This is a genomic window from Marinobacter caseinilyticus (assembly GCF_011074955.1).
Taxonomy (GTDB): Bacteria; Pseudomonadota; Gammaproteobacteria; order Pseudomonadales; family Oleiphilaceae; genus Marinobacter; species Marinobacter caseinilyticus.
On record NZ_WUQJ01000020.1, the window covers coordinates 30,389 to 53,369 of the forward strand.

The 22,981-nt window shown below is 57.9% G+C and carries 19 protein-coding genes; 12 read left to right on the plus strand and 7 right to left on the minus strand.

From position 1 onward, the window contains the following. Window positions 1-3: 3 nt before the first annotated feature. The 5 genes from GRX64_RS09510 to ggt all read left to right on the plus strand — a co-directional run bounded on the left by GRX64_RS09510 (window position 4) and on the right by ggt (window position 4,895). Window positions 4-630, plus strand: coding sequence for a hypothetical protein (locus GRX64_RS09510; protein WP_166266585.1), 627 nt, complete (start codon window positions 4-6; stop codon window positions 628-630). A gap of 23 nt (window positions 631-653) precedes the next feature. Further along, entirely contained in the window at window positions 654-2,246 is a 1,593-nt protein-coding gene (locus GRX64_RS09515; RefSeq protein ID WP_166266587.1) for a GMC family oxidoreductase, read from the plus strand. 94 nt (window positions 2,247-2,340) lie between these two features. Then, entirely contained in the window at window positions 2,341-2,823 is a 483-nt protein-coding gene (gene coaD, locus GRX64_RS09520) for a pantetheine-phosphate adenylyltransferase (RefSeq protein WP_166266588.1), read from the plus strand. 67 nt (window positions 2,824-2,890) lie between these two features. Beyond that, window positions 2,891-3,139: a YfhL family 4Fe-4S dicluster ferredoxin gene (locus tag GRX64_RS09525; protein WP_166266589.1), complete on the plus strand. Its 249-nt coding sequence runs from the start codon at window positions 2,891-2,893 to the stop codon at window positions 3,137-3,139. Window positions 3,140-3,143: 4 nt separating this feature from the next. Further along, a complete protein-coding gene (ggt, locus tag GRX64_RS09530; protein WP_166266590.1) occupies window positions 3,144-4,895 on the plus strand; it encodes a gamma-glutamyltransferase in 1,752 nt (583 codons plus the stop codon). A 168-nt stretch (window positions 4,896-5,063) separates the two neighbouring features. Here ggt and GRX64_RS09535 read toward each other — a convergent pair whose 3' ends face one another. From GRX64_RS09535 to GRX64_RS09555, 5 genes are all read right to left on the minus strand, one after another. Next, on the minus strand, window positions 5,064-6,362 hold the full coding sequence (locus GRX64_RS09535) for a DUF945 family protein (protein WP_166266591.1): 1,299 nt from the start codon (window positions 6,360-6,362) through the stop codon (window positions 5,064-5,066). Window positions 6,363-6,525: 163 nt separating this feature from the next. After that, window positions 6,526-8,598 (minus strand): polyphosphate kinase 1, encoded by a 2,073-nt coding sequence (gene ppk1 / locus GRX64_RS09540; RefSeq protein ID WP_166267059.1) that lies wholly within the window; start codon window positions 8,596-8,598, stop codon window positions 6,526-6,528. 110 nt (window positions 8,599-8,708) lie between these two features. Then, the gene (gene hemB / locus GRX64_RS09545) at window positions 8,709-9,719 is read right to left on the minus strand and encodes a porphobilinogen synthase (protein ID WP_282433944.1); all 1,011 of its coding nucleotides are present in this window, start codon (window positions 9,717-9,719) and stop codon (window positions 8,709-8,711) included. A gap of 295 nt (window positions 9,720-10,014) precedes the next feature. Then, window positions 10,015-11,046 (minus strand): lipase secretion chaperone, encoded by a 1,032-nt coding sequence (locus GRX64_RS09550; RefSeq protein ID WP_166266593.1) that lies wholly within the window; start codon window positions 11,044-11,046, stop codon window positions 10,015-10,017. A 117-nt stretch (window positions 11,047-11,163) separates the two neighbouring features. Beyond that, entirely contained in the window at window positions 11,164-11,385 is a 222-nt protein-coding gene (locus tag GRX64_RS09555) for a hypothetical protein (protein WP_166266594.1), read from the minus strand. 266 nt (window positions 11,386-11,651) lie between these two features. On the opposite strand from GRX64_RS09555, the gene GRX64_RS09560 reads away from it, so the two are divergent. From GRX64_RS09560 to panP, 4 genes are all read left to right on the plus strand, one after another. After that, window positions 11,652-12,284, plus strand: a complete 633-nt coding sequence (locus GRX64_RS09560; protein WP_166266595.1) for a TetR/AcrR family transcriptional regulator — start codon at window positions 11,652-11,654, stop codon at window positions 12,282-12,284. A 2-nt stretch (window positions 12,285-12,286) separates the two neighbouring features. After that, entirely contained in the window at window positions 12,287-13,987 is a 1,701-nt protein-coding gene (locus tag GRX64_RS09565; protein WP_166266596.1) for an isovaleryl-CoA dehydrogenase, read from the plus strand. Between the two features lie 55 nt (window positions 13,988-14,042). Beyond that, a complete protein-coding gene (locus tag GRX64_RS09570; protein ID WP_166266597.1) occupies window positions 14,043-14,381 on the plus strand; it encodes a DUF503 domain-containing protein in 339 nt (112 codons plus the stop codon). A 246-nt stretch (window positions 14,382-14,627) separates the two neighbouring features. Next, complete coding sequence (gene panP / locus GRX64_RS09575) at window positions 14,628-16,304, plus strand: pyridoxal-dependent aspartate 1-decarboxylase PanP (RefSeq protein WP_166266598.1); 1,677 nt, start codon at window positions 14,628-14,630, stop codon at window positions 16,302-16,304. A 50-nt stretch (window positions 16,305-16,354) separates the two neighbouring features. Here the strand turns inward: panP and GRX64_RS09580 are convergent, their stop codons facing one another. After that, entirely contained in the window at window positions 16,355-16,621 is a 267-nt protein-coding gene (locus GRX64_RS09580) for a hypothetical protein (protein WP_166266599.1), read from the minus strand. A 144-nt stretch (window positions 16,622-16,765) separates the two neighbouring features. Then, window positions 16,766-18,328 carry an inorganic phosphate transporter gene (locus GRX64_RS09585; protein WP_166266600.1) on the minus strand — a complete coding sequence of 521 codons (1,563 nt, stop codon included), beginning with the start codon at window positions 18,326-18,328 and terminating at the stop codon, window positions 16,766-16,768. Between the two features lie 300 nt (window positions 18,329-18,628). On the opposite strand from GRX64_RS09585, the gene GRX64_RS09590 reads away from it, so the two are divergent. The 3 genes from GRX64_RS09590 (at window position 18,629) to GRX64_RS09600 (ending at window position 22,973) form a co-directional block, all read left to right on the plus strand. After that, window positions 18,629-19,732: a GGDEF domain-containing protein gene (locus tag GRX64_RS09590; RefSeq protein ID WP_166266601.1), complete on the plus strand. Its 1,104-nt coding sequence runs from the start codon at window positions 18,629-18,631 to the stop codon at window positions 19,730-19,732. Between the two features lie 59 nt (window positions 19,733-19,791). After that, a complete protein-coding gene (locus GRX64_RS09595) occupies window positions 19,792-20,241 on the plus strand; it encodes a flavodoxin (protein WP_166266602.1) in 450 nt (149 codons plus the stop codon). Between the two features lie 173 nt (window positions 20,242-20,414). After that, a complete protein-coding gene (locus GRX64_RS09600; RefSeq protein ID WP_345790071.1) occupies window positions 20,415-22,973 on the plus strand; it encodes an EAL domain-containing protein in 2,559 nt (852 codons plus the stop codon). The last annotated feature ends 8 nt before the right edge of the window (window positions 22,974-22,981 follow it).

Genomic DNA, 22,981 nt, shown 5'->3' on the forward strand with positions numbered 1-22,981 from the left:
GCCATGACCCAACCCTCACCCGGTGACCATGGGGCACCGGCCACCATGGATCGCCGGAGCTTTCTTCGGACCGGCCTGGGCGGTGCCGTTTTACTGGGCGGCATCAGCCTGACGGCCGGCCTGATGGGTTGCGCTACCGCACCGGCGCGTAACTCTGACACCGCCACCGCTGACGACTATGCCTTTCGGTTTTTCACCCGTGACGACATCGTTCTATTCGAGGCTTTGCTGCCGGCCATCATAGGACCGGGGTTGCCGGAAGCGCCCAACGATCGCCGTCAGCAGATTGATCGGACGATAGCGCGTATGGACGCCGGCGTGGTGCAGTTCGGATCCGCCAACCAGAACGAGCTGCGACAACTGTTCGATCTGCTGAATTTTGGCCCGACCCGAGTCACCCTGGCACGAGTCTGGCCGAGCTGGGAACACGTCTCCACCACCGAGGCGAATGCCTTCCTCAACCGCTGGCGAACCAGCCGCGTCGGGCTGTTCAACAAAGGCTATATGGCGTTGATCAAAGTCACCAATGTGGCGTTCTATGGCTACAAGGACAATTGGCCCCTGTCCGGCTACCCCGGGCCACCGGCCTGGGCGATGGACGCCCTGCCGCAATTCAGGACACGAGCCTGATTCCTGGCGAACTGAGGTTACACATGGCACTGATGGATCGAATTGCCCAGGGATTGGCTGGGGACTGGAAAGTCACCGACGCCGCGACCCTGACTGAAAACCAGACCCTGGAAGCCGATGTCGTGGTCGTCGGCACTGGCGCCGGTGGCGGCACGACCGCGGAAATTCTCGCGCGCGCCGGGCTCTCGGTGATCATGGTGGAAGAGGGGCGGCTCTACTATCAAAAAGACTTCAAAATGGATGAACTGACCGCCTACGCTTCCCTGTATCAGGACGGCATGAGCCGAGTGACCCGGGACGGCGCCATTTCGATTCTTCAGGGCCGATGCGTGGGAGGCTCGACCACCGTCAACTGGACCTCCAGCTTTCGCACCCCGGAACCAACACTGAATCACTGGGCCGACCATTTTGGCCTGGACGATCTGAGACCCGACATACTGAAACCCTGGTTTGATGGGCGCGAACAACACCACAACATTGCACCCTGGGCGGTCGCCCCCAATGTGAATAACGACGTGCTCCGGCAAGGTTGTGAAAAGCTGGGCTGGTCGTGGGCGGTGATTCCCCGCAACGTGAAAGGTTGCTGGAACCTGGGCTACTGCGGTGTGGGCTGCCCTACCAATGCCAAGCAAGGCGCACTGTTAACCACCATCCCCGGCGCTCTGGACCACCGGGCGCAACTGATTCACGGCTTGCGGGCAGACCGGCTCGTGATGGCGCAGGGGCGTATCGACCGTCTCCTGGCCACAGCGCTGTCGGCCGACGGCGTCACGCCCCGTAACATCCAGGTTGAACTGAAGGCCCGGCATTTTGTTGTGGCGGCCAGCGCCATCGGCTCACCCGGACTTTTGTTGCGCTCCGAACTGCCTGACCCCCACAACCGGCTTGGCAAACGCACCTTCCTGCATCCTGTCAATGCCTCGTTGGCGGAAATGCCCCAGCAGGTAGAGCCCTACTACGGCGCACCGCAATCCATCTATTCCGACGAGTTCAATTTCCGTCAGGGCGTTGACGGACCCGCCGGTTTTAAAATGGAGGTGCCACCGTTGCATCCGGCGTTGTCCGCCGCAGTGATGCCCGGCCATGGTAAACAGCAGGCCAGCAACATGAGCAAACTGCCCAAGCTGCAGTCCGTCATCGCCCTGATCCGGGACGGGTTTCACAGCGATAGCCCGGGTGGACAAGTCAGCTTGCAGGACGACGGCAGTCCGATTCTGGACTACCCGATCTCCGACTATCTATGGACCGGTATGCGAGAGGCCTTCATGAAGATGACCGAGCTGCAGTTTGCTGCGGGCGCCAGACGGGTTCAACTAATGCACCTGGACTCGCCCTGGTTCACCTCCTGGGCTGACGCCCGGCAGGCCATTGCCAAGCTCCCCATGACGCCGCACCGGGTGCGGCTCTTCACCGCCCATCAGATGGGCGGCTGCGGCATGGGCAGCAAACCCGAGCAGTCCGTGGTCAACAGCTTCGGCGAACATCACCAGGTGGCGAACCTGAGCGTCCACGATGCCTCAATCTTTCCCACCAGCATCGGGGCGAACCCCCAGCTCTCCGTGTATGCGCTCTCCGCCCGCAACAGCGTGCACCTCGCCGCTCGCTTAAACGCCTGACCGCGACCATACTCCGGCCCCGCGAGGTGAGCCGGGGTGCGTGTCACCCGTTCCTCCGTTATGCTGTACATTCAGACTACAAGGAGACACCTGCATGACCACGGTAATTTACCCTGGGACGTTTGATCCCGTCACCAACGGCCACACCGACATCATTGAGCGGGCCGGGAAAATGTTCGATACCGTGGTTGTTGCCATCGCGGCCAACACCAAAAAACAGCCGTTGCTGACCCTGGAAGAACGGGTCGTCCTGGTCGAAAAGGCCACCGCCCACCTGCCAAATGTGAGGGTTACCGGGTTCAGCTACCTGCTGGCTGAATTCGTCAAAGACCAGGGCGCAACGGTGATTCTGCGCGGCTTGCGAGCCGTGTCAGACTTCGAATACGAATTCCAGCTGGCCGACATGAACCGTCGCCTGGCCCCGGATGTTGAAAGTGTGTTCCTGACCCCTGCCAATCATCTGTCGTATATTTCGTCCACGTTGATCCGTGAAATTGCATCGCTGGGCGGTGATGTGAGTGAATTTGTCAATCCGTCCGTGGTGGCGGCGCTGAAACAGAAATTCAGCCAGTCCTGATCCGATACAGAGGGGCAAAATTCCGGTAAAATGGTCGCCCCAATGTTATGCCCCGAGGTTTTGCCGTATGGCCCTGATCATTACCGACGAATGCATCAACTGCGACGTCTGTGAGCCGGAATGCCCGAACGAGGCCATTTCAGCGGGCGATGAGATTTATATCATCGACCCGAACAAGTGCACGGAATGCGTGGGGCATTACAATGAGCCACAGTGCCAGCAAGTCTGTCCGGTTGACTGCATTCCTGTCGACCCCAAGCACATTGAAACCGAAGCCCAGTTAATGGAACGCTACCACCAACTGACGGGGCAGTAACCGAATGCCTAACCGGGCCCACCGCCCAGCCCGCTTGCGGTTATGGCCTGTCGTTGTGCTGCTGGTGCTGGCGATTTTATCCGGGTGTGCATCGACCCGCTCACCGAATTTTCAGCCCGCCGTCGCCAGTGCCCATCCGCTGGCCACCGAGGTCGGCCTGGATACACTTGCCAACGGCGGCAATGCGTTTGACGCAGCAGTGGCCACGGCGGCCGTGCTGGGCGTCGTGGAACCCTACAGCGCCGGTATCGGGGGCGGCGGCTTCTGGCTACTGCAGAGTTCTGACGGTCGCACGGTCTTTGTGGATGCCAGGGAAAAAGCCCCCAGCCAGGCTCATGCAACCATGTACCTGGACGCCAATGGCGATGTCCACCCCGACAAACTCTCAGTCAATGGCCCATTGGCCGCGGGCATTCCCGGCCAGGCCGCCGCCTTTGCCCACATCAGTAATCACTACGGCCGACTGCCCTTATCGACGACCCTGGGAGGCGCTATTGCGGCGGCCAACGACGGCTTTGCTGTGGATGAACATTACCGGACACTGGCGCAATGGCGTCGTGCGGTATTGGCTCGCTACCCCGCGGCCCGCCGGGTTTATCTCCGAAACGGTGAGGTGCCCGAGACCGGCACCGTGCTGCGACAACCCGCCCTGGCAGGCACGCTGACCGAACTGGCGAACCATGGCTTTGACGGATTTTATCGGGGCCAGGTGGCAACCCGACTGATTGAAGATGTGACCGCGGCCGGCGGGCTTTGGACTGAGGACGACCTTGCCGCCTACAGGGTCATTGAGAGGACGCCGATAACCATCGATTATGGCCCCTACCGGATCTGGAGTGCCCCACCGCCGTCATCGGGGGGGATCGCCATGGCCCAGATGTTCGGCATGATGACAGCAAGGCCGCTGACGACACTGACCAATACCGGGCTGTTATCCAACGACAATCAACCGGAGAGCCCGAGCGCCGGGACGGCTCGTCTTCATTACCTGACTGAACTGATGCGACGCGCCTACCATGACCGCGCGCTCTATCTCGGTGACCCGGATTTCACCGATGTCCCGGTCTCGCGGTTGTTGGATGCGTCCTACCTGACTCGGCAGGCCGGCACCATCCGTAGCGCCCGGGCCACCCCAAGCGACGCGCTGGAAGGTGACTTTTCCGCCGGCACCCACACCACCCACTTATCGGTTCTGGACCAAGACGGCAATCGTGTCAGCGCGACCCTGAGCATCAATCTGCCGTTTGGCTCGGGATTTCTGTCGGCCCAGACCGGTGTGCTGCTGAATAATGAGATGGATGATTTTTCAATCAAGCCGGGCACGCCTAACGCGTATGGACTGGTGGGCGGAGAGGCCAATAAGGTTGAACCCGGAAAACGTCCACTTTCAAGCATGTCGCCGACGTTAATGCAGGGCCCCGAGCGCAGCGCCATTATTGGTACCCCGGGCGGCAGCCGCATCATCACAATGGTCTACCTTGGCCTCCTGGACCTGATGTCGGGCGAGAGTGCGGCCAATGTCGTCAGCGCGCCCCGTTTCCATCACCAGTACCTGCCAGACGTAATCCAGCATGAACCTGGTTTTTTGGAGGGTGAACTGGGCGACGAACTCACCAAGCTGGGGCATTCCCTGACCGATGTCGGGCGAGCTTACGGCAATATGCAACTGATTGTGATTGACCATCAAACCGGGCAAACCGAGGCGGCGTCTGATCCCAGGGGAATTGGGCGGGCGACGGTTGTGACCGGCCAGTAATACCCGGTCAGCAGTACCCGGTCAGTAGTACCCGGCCTGGTATGTTCTCGAACGGGTGAACACTACTGACCGGAGGCCCCGGGTCCCTGGAAGCCTGACTGGCAATAACAATGGGGTGGCGCCGGTTCGAACCACCACAACACCGCCAGACAGACTGTTGGCGGTAGGCTAGATCATCGGTGGCAATGGAATTGTCTGGCCATTAACATCGATCTCCAAATCTTTCAGCTCGGCACCCAGAGTAAAGTGTTCACCGTCACGGACCACCATACCCTGATCGATCAGTGGCATCAGTTGGGCCATCAACGCCGGCTCGGATTCGGCGTAAGCGACCGGGATGCTCATTTTGAACGCGCCGGTCAGACGCTGCATAACCAGCGTCATATCGGCCTGCTCCTCGGCCGTCAGTTCCGGGTGTTGCAGCATCAATTCCGCTCTGACCAGGCCCTCGGGGGTGGTAAACAGCACCTCGGGAAACCCAAACGACATCCCGGCGCCTGCTAGCACTTTGAGGGCATTGCTGATATCAAGCATCAGGGCCATTTGCTGTTCCACCAACGCCTCGCTTGAAGCGGATGGTTTATTGCCGTGGGTCAGGGCCAGCGTCTGCATGTCTGACAACACCGCCATGAACCCATTCCAGGCGTCAACACTCAGGCCGTTCATGACAAAAGTGGCACGGTGCGGCCCTGACACTTCTTCATCGGACCTGACCTGATCAATGGCCAGTGTTAACCCCGAACTGAACCGGTGGTTGTCCTGTTCTGCCGTCGCCTCACTCACCAGTGACAGGCCAGTCAGGTTGACCGCCGGCTGCGCGTCCAGATCCACTTCCAGGCTGTCCAGCGTCAGGCGGCTATCGCCAATCCAGACATCGCCCTCTAATCGACGCAATGTTTGGGCAAAAGCCACGTTGCCCACTGCAAACTGCGCATTCGGACCCCGGGTCGTCAGACCGGGCCAGCGAAAGCTCATGTCCAGTTCCGAACCGGAATCAGCGATTGTGCCCCAGCCATAGGCTTCGGTGCTGTCAAGGGACTCACCGGTTTGCTCCGAGGTCATGTGTATGGCGGGGATGGTCAGTTCCACGTCAGCCGAGCCCCAGGCATTCACGGTCACCGCCAGGGTTGGCCGCTGATCGGGGAACAATTCAGCAAACAGCTCAGAAGGCGCGCCATCAGGCTGGAAATCTACCCGGCTACTGAGCAGGCCATGAGACACATCGCCCCGGTACGCATAATCGAACACTTCGCCGGTACCAGGATCTTTAATATGCAGAGTGCCCTCGATGTCGGCACTGAAAAAGTGACGCTCATATTGACGGGTACTTACCTCAAAAAAAGCCTGAGACGCATTGGCTTCGTTCGTCACTTGCTGCCACTGCTGTTCGGTCACGACACCAACCCCCCAGGGGGCCGAAATACCTGAGGCCATCACCAGACCACCGACCCAGATCCATTTAGTCATTATCCACGCTCCGTTTGCTCTCAATGGAGTATCCATTAGCCATCAAGGGAAGTTTATTCAAGGAAGGCAACATTCCGCACTGCGGCACGTCACAACTCAACGGAAAGGTCCGGCCGGCATTTCGTGCCAACCGGACCCACTGAAAACACGAATGTCCGCCGAATTATTTGCTGGTCAGCCGCTCTAATAACACCAGCTGTGAGGCCGATCGCTCTTCGCCCTCAGCGGGTTGATTTTGAACGTAAGTGCCATTTGGCTGCAACACCCAGCTCTGGCAATTATCCGCCAGATAGGCGTCGAGATCGTCTTTGAGACGAGCGGAGAGATCGCGGTCTTCAATGGGGAACGCCACTTCGACCCGGTTGATCAGGTTCCTGACCATGGCATCCGCGCTGGAGCAAAACACTTCTGACTTCCCGTTGTTACCGAAGTAATACACCCGGGTGTGTTCCAGAAATCGGCCAATGATAGAGCGCACGTGAATATTTTCAGACAGCCCGGGAATACCCGGGCGCAGACAGCAGATACCCCGAATGATCAGTTGAATGGTGACGCCGGCCTGGGAAGCCCGGTACAACGCCCGCATCACATCAGGATCGGTCAGGGCATTGATCTTGAAAATAATGTGGCCATTTTCGCCGTAACTGGCCTCACGCTCAATCAGTTCGATCAACCGCCGGTGCAGAGTAAAGGGCGCGTGAAACAGCTTCTTGATTTTCAGCGCCTTGCCCATGCCAGTGAGCTGCTGGAACAACTTATTGACGTCATCCCCCAGTGCATCGTCGCAGGACAGCAGGCTGTAGTCGGTGTAAAGCCGGGCATTACCGGCGTGGTAATTACCAGTACCAAGGTGAACATAGCGTTTGAGGCGGCCTTCTTCCCGACGCACGATGAGAATCATTTTGGCGTGGGTCTTGTACCCCACCACGCCGTATACCACGATCACACCGGCCTCTTGCAAGCGACTTGCCAGCTCCAGGTTTTCAGCCTCGTCAAACCGGGCCGTCAGCTCGATTACCGCTGTGACCTCTTTACCACGACGCGCGGCATCCACCAGAGCTTCCACAATCTCGGAGTCGGCGCCAGTGCGATACAGCGTCTGACGAATCGCCAATACCTGGGAGTCTTTGGCGGCCTGGCGCAAGAAATCGATCACCGGCGTAAAGCTTTCATAGGGATGCAGCAGGAGTACCGGTTGCTGCCGTATAGCGTCGAAGATCAGCTCTTTGTTGCGGATCTGTTTTGGCACGATGGGGGAAAATCCGGGGTAACTCAGATCCGGACGATCCACCAGGCCACCGACCGCCAGCAGGCGCGTCAGGTTGACCGGGCCATGAACACGATAGAGGTCCCGCTCGGTCAGACCAAACTCCCGCAACAGGAACTGCGCCAGCTCTTCCGGGCAGTTGTCTGCCACTTCCAGCCGCACACCATCGCCAAATCGACGACTTAACAACTCACCCCGCAGAGCCGACGCCAGATCTTCAAGATCGTCCTCCAGTTCCAGGTCGGCATTCCGGGTCAACCGAAACTGATAGCAGCCCTTGATTTCCATGCCGGGGAAAAGTTCATCGGTGTGAGCGTGAATCATTGACGACAGGAACACCAGGTTGTCGCCGCCATTACAGATATCGTCCGGCAACCGCACCAAACGGGGCAGCGAGCGAGGCGCAGGGACAATGGCCATGCCGGTTTCACGACCAAACGCATCCTTACCGTCCAGCTCGACAATAAAGTTGAGGCTTTTATTGACCAGGCGCGGGAACGGATGCGACGGGTCCAGACCGATGGGGTTAACCACCGGCAGGATTTCATCCTCGAAATAGCGCTGCACCCACTCAGTCTGCGCCGGCGTCCAATCCCGGCGCCGCACGAAATGAATATTCTCCTTCTCCAACGCCGGAAACAGCACGTTGTTGAGAATGTCGTACTGTTGATGAATATAGTCGTGGGCAACCCGGCTGATTTCATTCAACAACTGTTCAGGCAACATGCCGTCCGGACCAACGCTTTCGCGACCGTACTTCATTTGCTGACGCAGGCCGGCCACCCGTATCTCAAAAAACTCATCCATGTTGCTGCTGAAGATACAGTTGAAGATCAGGCGATTGATCAACGGATGGTTCTCATCCAGTGCTTGTTGCAACACCCGGTAATTGAACTGGATATGGCTCAGTTCACGATTAAAGTAGTGTTCACTGGCGGCAGGGTCGAGAGGCGGCAGGATTTCTGGCATCGCAGGCGTCGGCCCATCCGATTCGGATGACGTCGCATCGGCGGCTGGGTTCAGGATCTTGACGGTTTCCGTACTCATCGCTCTCAAAGCCTCGGGGGGTAAAATTGGAATCAGGCGTGTTTCAGCAGCCGTGCGGCTCGCACGGCAAAATAACTTAAAATCGCGTCAGCGCCGGCACGGCGCATGGCCATCAGACTCTCCATCATAACGGCATCGCCATCCAGCCAACCGTTATCGGCCGCCGCCATGTGCATGGCGTACTCGCCACTGACCTGGTACACAAAGGTGGGCACCTTCAACTCTTGCTTGACCCGGTAAACAATGTCCAGGTAGGGCATGCCCGGTTTGATCATCACCATGTCGGCGCCTTCGGCCAGATCCATGGCCACTTCGTGCAAGGCTTCGTCACTGTTGCCCGGGTCCATCTGGTAGCTGGCCTTGTTACTCTTGCCCAGATTCGACGCCGACCCAACGGCATCCCGGAACGGACCATAATAGCTGGACGCATACTTGGCGGCGTAGGACAGAATTCGGGTGTTCACATGGCCGGCCCGCTCCAGCGCCTCGCGGATGGCTTTGACCCGCCCGTCCATCATATCCGAGGGTGCCACCACATCGGCACCAGCGTCGGCATGGGACACCGCCTGTCTCACCAGGGCCTCAACGGTGACGTCATTCAGCACATAACCTTCAGGGTCAATAATGCCGTCCTGGCCGTGAGTGGTGAAGGGGTCGAGTGCGACATCGGTAATCACACCCAACTCCGGGTAGTGCCGTTTCAAGGCTCGGGTTGCTCGCTGGGCCAGCCCTTCGGAGTCCCAGGCACCGGATCCCGACAGATTCTTGTTTGCCGCCGGTACCACGGGAAACAATGCAACGGCCGGAATCCCCAACGCAACCCATTCCGCGGCTTGCTCGACCAACAGGTCAATACTGAGTCGCTCGACACCGGGCATCGAGGCCACCGATTCGCGTTGACCATCACCGTCGAGTACGAACACCGGGTAAATCAGGTTATCAACCGACAGCCGGGTCTCCCTGACCATCCGTCGCGAAAACTCGTCTGCCCGATTACGCCGTGGTCGGCTGGCGGGATATACGCGATTGAGCGGTGAAAACACAGCAACGCCTCCTGTCCTATCGTTGAATACAGCCCAACTCATGCTACCAACCACCGGAAGTGGCTATGGGAGGTGATTCATCAACGCTGTACAACGTCCAGTGAATCACAGCATGCCAGCCAGCAATGACAGTTTAAGGTCACCACCGGACCGGAACCATGGTTCGCCACGCACACAGGATGGGATGTGAATGCTCCCATCATACACGCCTGCCTGGATTTGCGGCAGGCATTGACGAAACCCGGCAGCCACTTAAGCAACCGGTCCGGGCTGCACCGCGCGTGGGAACGTTGCGCTACTGAATGGAATCCAGGGCTTCGGCCCGGGCACGCTCCGGGCCGTCAAAATACTGGGCCCGGAGGCGGTCGATCGCCGCCCGCCATTCCGGCTCCGCGAGGCCGGCGGCTCGCAAACTCTGAACGTCGTCACGGTAGGCCGACCAGCGCGCTTTCCAGGCCAGCTGTTCACGTTCAACCTGAGCCAGTTTTTCAGCATTTTCAACACCAAATGTCGACTCGCGATATCGCCTGAGCGCGGCCGGATCATCAGCCAACGCTTGCTGGGCTTGCTGGTACTGCTCAAACTGCCTGGATTGTTGCCGCGCCGCCCGCATTGACTCGGGCAAACCCGCTTCTGCCTGTGCCAGCCGTTCAGCCCGCTGCTCAGGTGACAACGACTGATTTTGGTTGATCGCCATGCGCGCAAGCTGAAAACGGTCCACCGCTTCATCGGCGCCAAAGAACGCATCCACGGTCGGTCCATCCAGATAAGCCCGGCGTAGGCCTTGGACTTCGCGCATACGTTGGACGAGTTGATCATGGCTTAGCTCAAGGTCCATGGCCCCATAGCTCGCCTCCAACTCACTGACAGCAAGCTTGTAATCCAGATACGCAGCCAGCGTTTCCCGCGCCTGGCCCCGGGCGGGCTCGGCCAGGGACTGCAGCGCCTGCTCAATTCGCACAATCAGTTGGGGCAAGGATTCCTCGCCCAGGGCTGACAAATAATACTCAAACATCGCCCGGAGTTCGGCGGTGGCAATCAAATTGCCGTGCTCATCGACGACTCGCCAGCCAGTCGGCACAGTGGTGCCCGACAGTGACGCCGGTAACTGCGGCGAAACCGTTGGCGGTTTCGCACCGAACACCAGGTCAGAAGGCTTTTGGGCATCGCTGAGCCCAACAGCGCTGGTGTCTTCGCGCTGGGACGCTGCGGGCGATGCCGGCGTTGAGGGCACGTTCCCCGCTGGCTCCATCCAGACCAGTGACATGGCAGCGGCAAGCGCCAAAACGGCCAGTAGCAGTAAGGTGTAACGCAAAAATGGTCGCATAGTCCCCAGCTCTCGGTTAGGAGTGTGCAGAATAAAACAGTACCATGTGACTTGCTGGGAACAGCGTCAAAAACAGGGACAAAGGCGTCACCATGCGGCGACGCCTTTGCAGACGGATCAGAGCGAACGGTTGTTAAAGCCAACCTCCACTTTTCGGGGTGTATCTGTGCGGAACAGAGTATCCACCTCCTGAATTTCCCCACCCTGGCTCAGAAATGCTTCAATATCAGAGGCCAACTGGGCTCGCACCCGGGCGCGACCAGCTATAGAGTGGGTATCGTCACCGTCAAATGTCCAGCTTCCGGATTGCTCCAGATTGCTTTCGTCGAATTCACTCATGGCTTCTCCCCCATCAGCGAAGACAATACAACGAGCACTGCCAGTCCTGCTCGACCGGCTGGCCCTGTCTCGGCAAGCATACCTGCCTTGGCGTCTTTATAATCTGGTTTCGAGAACAGTGCTATTTGTCCTCAACTATTTTTTTGTAATTTTTTGTAACATATCGATTCGCATTATCGTTTTGCATTCCAAACTGTTGTTAAAGCACGCTCAATGCAATTGACACATAAAATGAATAATGATTCACTTGTTAGAAAGGAGCTCTAATGGCTTACCGCGAAACCGAAAAAATGCGCAACCGGAAAGCCGAGGCCCGTAACCGCATTTTTAATTGTGGTGTTCGTTGCGTCATGGAAGGTGGCTTTCGCAGCGCCCAGGTGACTCATGTAGCCCAGGCAGCGGGCGTTGCGACCGGCACCCTTTATCGGTATTTCGATTCGAAAGAGGAGCTGTTTGCGGAAATTTTCCGCAGCGCAACCCAGCGCGAAGTCGACAAAGTGGCCGAAGCACTGGCCACCGAAGGAACGGCTGTCACTCGGCTTGAAGCGGCACTGCGACAGTTTGCCGAGCGTGCATTGCGAGGACCGACCATGGCGTGGTCACTGATTGCCGAACCGGTCGACCCCAAGGTTGAGGCTGAGCGACTGCTGTATCGTCAGGCTTATGCCCGGCATTTCGAACAAGCGATACGCGAAGGTATCGAGGAAGGATCGGTTCCGCCCCAGGAGGCACGCCAGAGCAGCACCTGCCTGGTGGGCGCCATTGCGGAGAGCCTGGTGGGGCCACTATCGCCCGCGCAAACCGACGCAGAGCGGACCATGAGCCCGCAACAACAACAAGAGCTGGTCGAATCCATTGTCTGTTTTTGCATACAAGGACTGACTGGCACACGGAGATAGACATGAACGCCCGTCAACCACACCCTGAAACCCTGCCCACAGAGAGTCACGACCGCTACCTGGCAGTTACCCATGAGGTGAAGAACCAGCCGCCGGCGCTCGAAAACTACAACCTGTTCCAACAGGACAGGGCATTACTGGAGGCCACCAAACGCGAAGGGGCAGGCTCGGCAGAAGCCGGACTGGTGGCATTTGGGGCTCTGGCGGGCGCTGCCGAAACCATTGAACTTGGCTTCCGCGCCAATGAATACAAACCGGTATTCCAGACCCACGACCGTTTTGGTCACCGCATTGACCAAGTCGATTTTCACCCGGCCTATCACCAGCTCATGACCATTGCGATGGAACACGGTCTGCACAGCAGCCCCTGGACCAACCCGGGTGCAGGGGCCCATGTCGCGCGGGCGGCGAAATACTACATGCACTCGCAAGTGGAAGCCGGACACGGCTGCCCCATCACCATGACCTTTGCCTCGATTCCCTCAATACGCAAACAGCCGGAACTGGCCGCGCAGTGGGAGTCCAAAATCCTGGCCAACCACTACGATCCCAGCAACCGACCGGACAGTGAGAAAACCTCTGTCACCATCGGCATGGCGATGACGGAAAAGCAGGGCGGCACCGATGTCCGCGCCAACAGCACTCGCGCTTATCCTGTCGCAACCCCCGGCCCAGGCCAACCCTATGAACTGGTTGGCCACAAATGGTTTGTCTCTGCACCGATGTGCGATGCCTTCCTGGTGTTGGCCCAAACCACTGCAGGCCTGTCGTGTTTTCTGATGCCCCGCTGGCGTCCGGATGGCACCAAGAATCCGTGGCAGATCCAGCGGCTGAAAAACAAGATGGGAAATGCCTCCAATGCATCCAGTGAAGTTGAACTCAGGGGTGCGCTGGCCTGGATGGTTGGCGAGGAAGGCCGCGGTGTGCCTACGATCATCGAAATGGTCTCAATGACACGGTTTGACTGCATGATTGGCAGCAGTGGCGGATTACGGCAGGCGACCGCTCAGGCACTCCATCATTGCCGGCATCGCCAGGTCTTTGGCCATCGCCTTAACGATCAGCCCCTGATGCAGAACGTGCTGGCTGACCTGGCCATCGAGAGTGAAGCCGCCCTTGCGTTTACCATGCGCATCGCCCGCGCACTGGATAACCAACACCTGCCGCATGAGCGACTGCTCGCACGTCTGGCCACCCCGGTGGGCAAGTACTGGATCTGCAAACGGGTACCGAATCACGCCTATGAGGCCATGGAATGCATCGGCGGCAGTGGCGTCATGGAAGATTGCATCATGCCACGCCTGTTCCGGGAGTCACCCGTGAACGCGATTTGGGAAGGCAGCGGCAATGTGCAGTGTCTCGACACCCTGCGTGCCTTGCAAAAAGAGCCCGAAGTGTTGACCGCGTTTTTCGCAGAGGTCGGCGAAGCCCGCAGTGGCGATCGCCGATTCGATCAGTTCCTGACCCAGCTGCATAACGACTTTGCTGACACCAGCGACTTTGAGTACCGTGCCCGTAATCTGGTTGACCGGCTGGCATTGTCGATGCAGGCCGCCCAGCTCATACGCCATTCCGAGCCGGCGGTTGCGGATGCATTCTGCGGCTCACGGCTGGCGTCACACGGCGGTCGCAATTACGGCACCCTGCCCCCAGGCATGGATGCCAGAGCCATTATTCAGCGCGCAACCCCTATTGTAGACTAAAAACAGTAGACTTAAGAAAATTCAATTGCAGGGTGCCGCCACCGTGGGTCTCTTTATGTCTGATGCATTGCGACGATTACTGAACACGCCCACCCAGGGGCCGGCCATCACCCCTCATGTGGGTGTGCTGACGCTTCACTTCCAGGTCTATGGCTGTGAAGACCTGAAAGCCAAACGCAAGGCCTTTACGCCGATGCGGGCGGTGTGGGGCCGAGAGCCGGATCTTGCGGTCGCAGAAACCGCTGACCTCGAAGCGCTGGATTGTGCAACCTGGACCATCGCCGCGTTGGGCACCTCGTCGCAGCAAATCCAGCAACGCCTGGACCAGGTCGAAAAAGCCGTTGCGGACCGCATTGATGCGCCCGTTCTGGACGTTCAACTGGAGATTCTCTAGTCATCCCCAGGTTAAATCCCCGCTCACCTGGTGGCAGCCGCCTACCTGAGGTCGTATACTACGCGGCCCCGGCTGCGTTGAGATGACTCACGCCCCCGAGCCGGGGACGCGAAGAGGCGCTGGCATCGTGTCACAAGCTGTGCGGTGTGCCAGACTGGTCTGAAAGGAAGACCTTTCTTCCCGAATGTAACCGTTGGAGTATCGGGAATGACTCCTCCGGCATCCCACTGAAAGTGCGTGGCGCGTATGACAGGCAAGAAAAAATCCGCTCAGGCTTCGGTTGAGGCCATGTACCGCGTGTTTACGGTGCCCGAGGCACCGGACTCCACGCTGAGCCGTGTTGACCAGGATATTTCTCGCAACCTGGCGGGCTTTCTACAGGAGCACATTGTTGCGGTCGAACGCGATTTAAGCGATGTCGAGAAGAACTTCGCCGATTCAGCGGTACCCGAGAAGCCCATTTTTGTGTCTGAGCAGGCCCAGTTTCTGCTCGACAAACTGGTGGCCAATTCCGTCCACACCGCCTCCCCCAGTTTTGTCGGCCACATGACCTCAGCGCTGCCGTATTTCATGCTGCCGCTGTCCAAGATCATGATTGCGCTGAACCAGAACCTGGTCAAAACCGAAACGTCCAAAGCCTTTACGCCCATGGAACGCCAGGTGCTGGGCATGATTCACCGGCTGGTCTATCAGCAGGACGGGGCTTTTTACCGTAAGTGGATGCACGACCCCCGCCATGCCCTGGGCGCCATGTGTTCCGGTGGCACCGTCGCCAACCTGACCGCTTTGTGGGTTGCGCGCAATCAGGCCTTTCCGCCCGAAGGCAGCTTTCGGGGGCTGCATCAGGAAGGTCTGTTCCGGGCACTGAAATACTACGGCTACGATGGCGCCGCCATTCTGGTCTCGCGCCGGGGCCACTACTCACTGTCCAAAGCAGCGGATGTTCTGGGCCTGGGCCGCGACTCGCTGGTCGCCGTCGATACCGATGACAACAATCGAATCCAGACCGATGCCTTGCGGGACAAATGCCTTGAGCTGCAAAAACAGAAAATCAAAGTCATGGCGATCTGTGGCATTGCTGGCACGACTGAGACCGGCAACGTCGACCCGCTGGACGCAATGGCCGACATTGCCCGCGAGTTTGGCGCCCATTTCCACGTTGACGCCGCCTGGGGTGGCCCAACTCTGTTCTCGCGCCAACACCGGCATTTACTGAAGGGCATAGAACAAGCCGACTCGGTTACCTTTGACGCCCATAAGCAGCTTTACGTCCCGATGGGTGTGGGCCTGGTGGTGTTTCGCGACCCGGCGCTGGCGAGTGCGGTGGAGCATCATGCTCAATACATTATCCGGAAAGGGTCCCGCGACCTTGGCAGCACCACTCTCGAGGGTTCGCGACCCGGCATGGCGATGCTGATTCACTCGGGACTGAAAATTCTGGCGCGGGAAGGTTATGAAATCCTGATCGACCAGGGTATTGAAAAAGCGCAGAATTTCGCTGACATGATTGATGCGGAGCCGGACTTTGAGCTTATCACCCGGCCAGAGCTGAACATTCTGACTTATCGCTACTGTCCACAGATAGCGCAACAGGCACTGCTGGCAGCCAACCCGTTGCAGGCCGAAAAGCTCAACACCAGCCTCAACCGCATCACCAAATTTCTCCAGAAGGCGCAACGGGAGCATGGTAAGGCTTTTGTGTCGCGGACTCGGCTGGAGCCGGCGCGCCACCACCACTTTCCCTGCATTGTGTTCCGGGTCGTGTTGGCCAATCCGCTCACCACCCGGGAAATCCTTCGGGACATACTGTTAGAGCAGCGGGAACTGGCGGGAGACCTTGAGATTCGTGATGAGCTCGCGATACTGCACCAGCACGCTGAGGTTGTTCTGGCCGAGCAGCTACCCAAGAGCAGGCAGGCGTAGCCACAACGCCGGTTAAGGTCTTAACCAGCGGGAAACACTGACTGGGGCGCTCAATAAAGCGCTTCTTCATCGTCCAGCACGTCGTGCAGGATATCCAGAAACATCTTGTCGGCTTCGCTCCAGCGTTCTGGAATACGCACGGTGGTATTGGCGCCAATCTCGCGCGCGATCAACTCGTTGGCGTTCGGCTGGTTACGGTATTTTCGAGCGATATCCACCGACTTGACCGCGATCGTCGGATCACTCAATACCTTCTTGATGAAAACCCTTAACTCATCAATCACTTTGGCCTGACGGCTCTCTGATGCTGTGCTCATCCTCAACTCCCGGGGTCGTTCTGTGCGGGCAGGTCACTGTTTCCCCACCCATTGTCGTTAGGCACTAGTATGACGGATTCACCGCCGTCCCGACCAGTGCCCGCGTCCACTCAATGATTAGCCGACACAGGCACCGACGGCCGGTCAGACCATCAGTCCGCGCAAGGTGAAGAACAACAGCGCCGCCATGGAAGCGGACGCTGGTACAGTGATGACCCAGGCCGCCACAATACGGGTGAGGTGCGAGCGCTTCACCAGTTCTTCCCGGTAAATCTTCTTCAGCCGCTTGCGCTCAGGCTTGGACAGTGGCACATCATTCTTGTTTTTCTTGGCACGCTTCAGCAGATTCTCCATCTCTTCAACCGATGCATTGCGAAAGTCATCGAGAAAGGGCTGCAGGCGCTCACGTTCGGATTCATCGTGCTTGTCAATGATGTTGTGGAGCTGCGTCGCGTAATTGGACTTCAAATACTCCCGTAAAAAGCCAACCCCAAACACCCCACCAATCGCGATATGGGTGGAACTGACCGGCAGGCCCAACTGTGACGCAATGATCACCGTCAATGCCGCTGACAAGGCAATACAGAAGGCACGGGTTTTATCCAACTCGGTAATTTCGCTGCCAACCGTTTTAATCAGCTTCGGCCCGAACAGCATCAGACCCACCGCCAACCCGAGTGCGCCGACTAACATCACCCAAAGGGGAATGCTGGCGGAGGTAACCACGGCGCTGCCAGCCAGCGCATCATTGATAGCCGCCAGGGGACCAATAGCGTTTGCCACATCGTTGGCGCCGTGGGCAAAGCTCAGCAGCGCCGCCGCAAAAATCAGTGGCCAGGTGAACAGACTGTTGACGCCCACTGAGCTGTTTTCCATGGTGGCCGCCTTTCGGGCAACCAGCATCCGCATGGCGAAAAACACGGCAGCCGCAAATGCAAACCCAACCACGGAGGCCGTCAGAAAATCGACCTTGACGATCTTTTTGACACCCTTGACCATCAGGTAGGTGCCGAAAGCCCAAGCCATGATACCCACCAGCCAGGGCACGAAAGCTCGGGCAGACGACACCAGATCCTGCCGGTACAGAATGGTTTTCTTGATGGCGAACAGAAACAAAGCCGCCAACGCCCCACCCAATACCGGCGAGATTACCCAACTCGCGACAATGGCACCCATGACACCCCAATCCGCAATACCCCAGCCACCCGCGGCAATGCCGGCCCCCAGGACACCACCGACGATCGAATGTGTCGTCGAAACCGGTGCGCCCATCCAGGTGGCAAGATTCAGCCACAGCGCGCCGGCCAGCAGTGCCGCCGTCATCAACCAGACAAAGGTGTCGCTGTCAGGGAGCCGTTCGGCCGAAATAATGCCGCCCTTGATGGTCGATACCACATCACCGCCAGCAATAATGGCGCCACCGGCCTCAAACACGGCGGCGATAAGGATTGCTGCACCCAGTGACAAGGCGCCAGAACCAACGGCAGGGCCGACGTTGTTGGCGACATCGTTGGCACCAATGTTTATGGCCATATAGCCACCAATAACAGCCGCCGCCATCAGCAGCATGCTGCCGTTGGCGCCCGCGCTCAACTGTCCCACAAACAACCAGATGGCCAGCAGAAACAGCAGGCAAATGCCTATACGAAAGCGTTCGGTGGACGAACTGGTAAGAGCTTTATCTAAAAAACCGGTTGGTTTTGCCATGATAATACAGCACCCGCGCGATGAATCGAGAGCGCCACTATAGGATTTTTGTCATCAAATTGAAATGTTGGGACTTGCGAGCAAACGGGCTGTAAACGGTTTTATGGCTTGCACAGGTCCGATGCCAGGCATTATTGTCGCTTAAACTTTCACCCAATGTTAAACCCTGTAAATTCGTCATGACGGCGAGCACTGTTCTCGAAAAAACGCCCGGAACAGTAATGACTTGCTGATAATATGACGCATATTTATAACTAAAAACGACAATAAACGAATAATAAGCACAACTGACCGAGCAACATGACGCAACTGACCCGCGCACGTTACCAGTCCGCAGAGGAACAGGAGGAGGTCCGGGTGACCCGCGTATTAACGTGGTTGTCATTCATGGCGCTGTTGTTTCTGATCGGGATTGGAGCCAAATCGCTCTATTCCGAGCACACGATCCATGGCTATGTGCTGTGGTCGTTCGCCGGGCTGGTGTTGGTGAACCTGCTGACCTACTGGCGAACGGGCAATCGCAAACTCAACAAGATCGGCATGGTATCCATTGTCGCCGCCTTGTTCGCCTACCTCATTGCATCGGGTGGCGAGAGCAATACCGGACCCTTGTGGCTGTACGTGTTCCCGCCGCTGTTGTTCTACCTTACCGATCTTAAGACTGGCACTGCACTGATTGTCGGTTGCCTGACGTTCGCCGCGACCGTGTTTCATTTTCCTGAATTGCCATTTGTGGCGGCCGAGTACAACATTGACTTCAAGATTCGATTCTTCGCAACCATCGTGTTTGAGTCGGTTTTCTGTTTTGTCCTTGAGGCCAGCCGTCGCAACGCACGGAACGAACTGGTCGATCTGGCGATAATGCACGAGCAAGCCGCCCGTACCGACGATTTGACCCGGCTGTCGAACCGTCGCGACATGCAACACCGACTGACCATGGAGTTTTCCCGCTATCAGCGTTCCGGACACCATTTTTCGGTCGTCCTGGTTGATCTTGACCTGTTTAAACGGGTGAACGACAGCTATGGTCACGATGCCGGCGATACCGTGCTGCGACAGTTTTCGGAGCTGATGCAAACCGTGGTTCGCCAAACCGATATTCCAGCCCGCTGGGGCGGAGAGGAATTCCTGATCCTGCTGCCGGATACGTCGCTGCTGCAAGCCCTGACACTTGCCGAGCGACTCCGGGACGAGGTGGAACACACACCCTTTATGTTCGATGGGCAGCGCCTGCCGGTGACCATCAGCGCCGGCGTCTGTTCCATCACCCAATCCGAATCGGTCAATCAGTTGCTGCGGCAAGTCGACATCAATCTCTATGAAGCCAAGCAAAACGGACGCAACCAGATCGCCCCGCGTGTAAAGAGCCGGAGTAACCGCCCAGAGGCTCCCAGCTGCACTTGACCCCTAAAGTGGACTCGCTACTATGGGGCGCTTATAAGGCAGCGACAGGGGAGACAGTTATGACAGCGATCAACATTGTGGTGGGTAGTGTGTACGGCGGCGCCTTGCAGACGGCCAGAGCCATCCATGCCCAACTGGCCTCCGAAGGCCACCAGGCCTTAGTGCTTGAGACCCCCGAGCTCGCTGACCTGACCGCCAACAACGACCCGGTGCTGATCTGTACCTCAACCACAGGGCAGGGTGAGGTGCCTCCGACTTTGCTGCCGCTGTATATGAACTTGCGCGACACCCTCCCACTGAAGCCGGGCCGGCCGTTTGGCGTAATTGTATTGGGCGACAGCTCTTACGGCGATACCTTCTGTGGTGCTGGCGACCTGATGGAGGAAGTATTTCATGAAATGGCTGGTCGCAAAGTAGGCGATACACTGCGAATCGATGCACTGGAAACCCCCGATCCAGAAGTCATCGCGCTACCCTGGGTACGAGAATGGATCGCCCAACTGCCCTGACGCAGGACAATTGACACCTATAAGGTACGAACCGTTCACATAATGAACAAGTTACCTTCCTACCCACTTGAGGCACGTAACCTCAGGCGCCATAATCCCCTTCAACCTGTGTTCCGCTCACACCGTCATCGTCCTGTACGTTTATAGATTAATACTAAAAAGACCGTTTACCTGTGCGCCAACTCGTTCTGCTTTTCACCCTCATGGGTGCAATGATCATTGTGGCCTCCCAGGTTCATGCCGACGTTAAACCGGCTGACTGGACCCAGCCCGACATCGAATTCATCCAGGCGTCACCAGAACGTGACCTGACCTACGACGACGTCCACGGCAGCCGTTTGTGGCAGCCCCTTGAGAGCGGGAGCCCGAACTTCGGTTATGTGACCGACACGTTCTGGTTTCGCATGGCCATCCCCACCCTCCCGGCACAACAGATACTGGAAATCAGCTACCCCCACCTGGATGAAATAACCTTCTATTTGCTCAAAGACGGTGCCATCGTAAAACGGGTGGTCACCGGTGACCGTCAGCCCTTTGCCCAGCGCCCGCTGAAGCACCCCCATTTCGTAATCCCGTTTCAGGTCAGCCATGGCCATCGCTACCAGGTGATGCTGAAGGTCGAAACCCAGGGCGCCCTGCAGGTCCCGATTCGGCTATGGGATCAAGGCGCCTATATCGACCACGCGTTGGTGGAAGACCGGCTCCATTCCATTTACTACGGCATTCTGATCACCGTCATCTTTTTTAATCTGTTTATCTTCCTGGCGCTGCGGGAGCGGATGTACCTCTATTACGTGCTCTCCACCCTGGGCTATCTCTTTTTACTGTCGTCGCTACGCGGCATTACCTACTCCGTGCTGTGGCCGGGCAGTCCCTCGCTTCACAATCAGGCCATGCTGGTGTCGGTGCCCATTGCGATGGTGTTTGCGCTGCTGTTTGCGCGTTCCTTTCTGGCTCTGCACAGCAAGAGCCGCTATATGGACCGGCTGGTCAGAACCATCATTGCGGCCAACCTGCTGGCCCTCGCGGGCACTTTCCTGCTGGACTACAACACCTCCATACGGCTGTCCGTCATGCTGGCCATCCCAAGCTGTCTGCTGCTGACTGTCATTGGCCCGCTGCAGTGGGTGCGCGGCAACCCTCAGGCCGGTTTCTATACCGTTGCCTGGGGCTTACTAACGGTTGGCAGCGCGTTAACGGCGGCCAACAAGTACGGCGTTATCCCGACCAATTTCATCTCCATGTATGGCATGCAAATCGGGTCCGCGCTGGAAGCCATTCTGTTGACTCTGGCACTGGCCGCCAGGCTCTATCAGGAGAGGGAGGACAAATCGGCGGCCAGGGAAGCGGAATTGATAGCCATGGCCGCACGGCGCAAAGCCGAGTTGCGGATGGTCGAGCAGGCGCTGCACAACCCGCTGACGGGCCTACCCAATCGCAGCTGCTTTGAACTGTTGCTGCAGGATCAACTGACCCGCGAGCCGCAAAAGCGCCACGCGGTCGGGATTATTCAACTCAACAACCTGCAGGCCATCACCAAAACATTAGGCCATCGCAACACTGACCGATTGCTGGAACTAACCGCCCGACGATTTAACAGCATTATCAGCGAATTGCCCGGAGTCTGGCCGATTGAGTGTAACGACCGCAAAACCGTTCACCTGGCTTCATTGGAGTCTGCCACTTTCGGTTTTCTCATGGATGCCACTGTGGTCCGACAAAGCCCCCGGCAGATCATCCAGTGCCTGGAACAACTCAAGGAACCTATTGATTACCTGGGCATGCAGTTACCACTGGATCCGTTAACCGGGGTCTCAATCTACCCGGACCACGCCGACGACACCAATGCTCTTATTCGCCGCGCCTACATTGCCCAGGAATCCGACGAAGCCCGGGATCGCGGCCTGGCGTATTACCAACCGGAGCTGGACTCTTACAGCGCAGAACGACTGACGCTGGCATCGGATCTTAAACAGGCATTGCAGAACAACGAGCTGGCGCTGCATTACCAGCCCAAGCTCGCGCTTGCCAGCAACACCGTTGTTGGTATGGAGGCGTTAATCCGCTGGCCGGGCCGAAGTCAGCCGCTGTCAGCCGACCAAATCATCGCCGTTGCGGAGCAAACCGGACTGATCAAGCCGTTGACACGCTGGGTACTGGAGCACGCCCTGGACGCTCGCGACCGATTCCTTGAGCGCGATTATAGCTTCACCCTGTCGGTGAACATCTCACCGAATAACTTACGCGAGCCCGAATTCCCGCTGTTCGTCCAGCGTCTGATGACAAGCTATAGCCGCCATCGTGGCCACATCATCCTGGAGGTAACGGAAACCTCAATGATGCTGGACCCGGTCAACTCCCTGCGCGCGTTACGTTCACTGCACGCCACCGGCATCCCATTGTCGATCGATGACTTCGGTTCCGGCTATTCGTCTTTGTCCTATATCAAGCAACTGCCGGCCAGCGAAATCAAGATCGACCGATCGCTCATCACCGACCTGCAGACCCAGCAGGAAGACCGGGTCATTGTTCAGACCACCATTGATATGTGCCACAGCCTGGGTTACCAAGTGGTGGCTGAAGGCGTTGAAACGGAGGACACCATCAAACTGCTGGCGGCCATGGGCTGCGATATGATTCAAGGCTACGTGCTGACGCCCCCGCTGCCGATGGCCGACCTATTTGAATGGCTGGACAGACAGCCGGTTACCGCGGCCTGCCATCATGGCTGAGAGGTGGT

Bases quoted from the DNA above. Each gene is read 5' to 3' on its own strand.
- GRX64_RS09510 (WP_166266585.1), top strand. From the start codon at position 4: ATGACCCAACCCTCACCCGGTGACCATGGGGCACCGGCCACCATGGAT.
- GRX64_RS09515 (WP_166266587.1), top strand. From the start codon at position 654: ATGGCACTGATGGATCGAATTGCCCAGGGATTGGCTGGGGACTGGAAA.
- coaD (WP_166266588.1), top strand. From the start codon at position 2,341: ATGACCACGGTAATTTACCCTGGGACGTTTGATCCCGTCACCAACGGC.
- GRX64_RS09525 (WP_166266589.1), top strand. From the start codon at position 2,891: ATGGCCCTGATCATTACCGACGAATGCATCAACTGCGACGTCTGTGAG.
- ggt (WP_166266590.1), top strand. From the start codon at position 3,144: ATGCCTAACCGGGCCCACCGCCCAGCCCGCTTGCGGTTATGGCCTGTC.
- GRX64_RS09535 (WP_166266591.1), bottom strand. From the start codon at position 6,362: ATGACTAAATGGATCTGGGTCGGTGGTCTGGTGATGGCCTCAGGTATT.
- ppk1 (WP_166267059.1), bottom strand. From the start codon at position 8,598: ATGCCAGAAATCCTGCCGCCTCTCGACCCTGCCGCCAGTGAACACTAC.
- GRX64_RS09550 (WP_166266593.1), bottom strand. From the start codon at position 11,046: ATGCGACCATTTTTGCGTTACACCTTACTGCTACTGGCCGTTTTGGCG.
- GRX64_RS09555 (WP_166266594.1), bottom strand. From the start codon at position 11,385: ATGAGTGAATTCGACGAAAGCAATCTGGAGCAATCCGGAAGCTGGACA.
- GRX64_RS09560 (WP_166266595.1), top strand. From the start codon at position 11,652: ATGGCTTACCGCGAAACCGAAAAAATGCGCAACCGGAAAGCCGAGGCC.
- GRX64_RS09565 (WP_166266596.1), top strand. From the start codon at position 12,287: ATGAACGCCCGTCAACCACACCCTGAAACCCTGCCCACAGAGAGTCAC.
- GRX64_RS09570 (WP_166266597.1), top strand. From the start codon at position 14,043: ATGTCTGATGCATTGCGACGATTACTGAACACGCCCACCCAGGGGCCG.
- panP (WP_166266598.1), top strand. From the start codon at position 14,628: ATGACAGGCAAGAAAAAATCCGCTCAGGCTTCGGTTGAGGCCATGTAC.
- GRX64_RS09580 (WP_166266599.1), bottom strand. From the start codon at position 16,621: ATGAGCACAGCATCAGAGAGCCGTCAGGCCAAAGTGATTGATGAGTTA.
- GRX64_RS09585 (WP_166266600.1), bottom strand. From the start codon at position 18,328: ATGGCAAAACCAACCGGTTTTTTAGATAAAGCTCTTACCAGTTCGTCC.
- GRX64_RS09590 (WP_166266601.1), top strand. From the start codon at position 18,629: ATGACGCAACTGACCCGCGCACGTTACCAGTCCGCAGAGGAACAGGAG.
- GRX64_RS09595 (WP_166266602.1), top strand. From the start codon at position 19,792: ATGACAGCGATCAACATTGTGGTGGGTAGTGTGTACGGCGGCGCCTTG.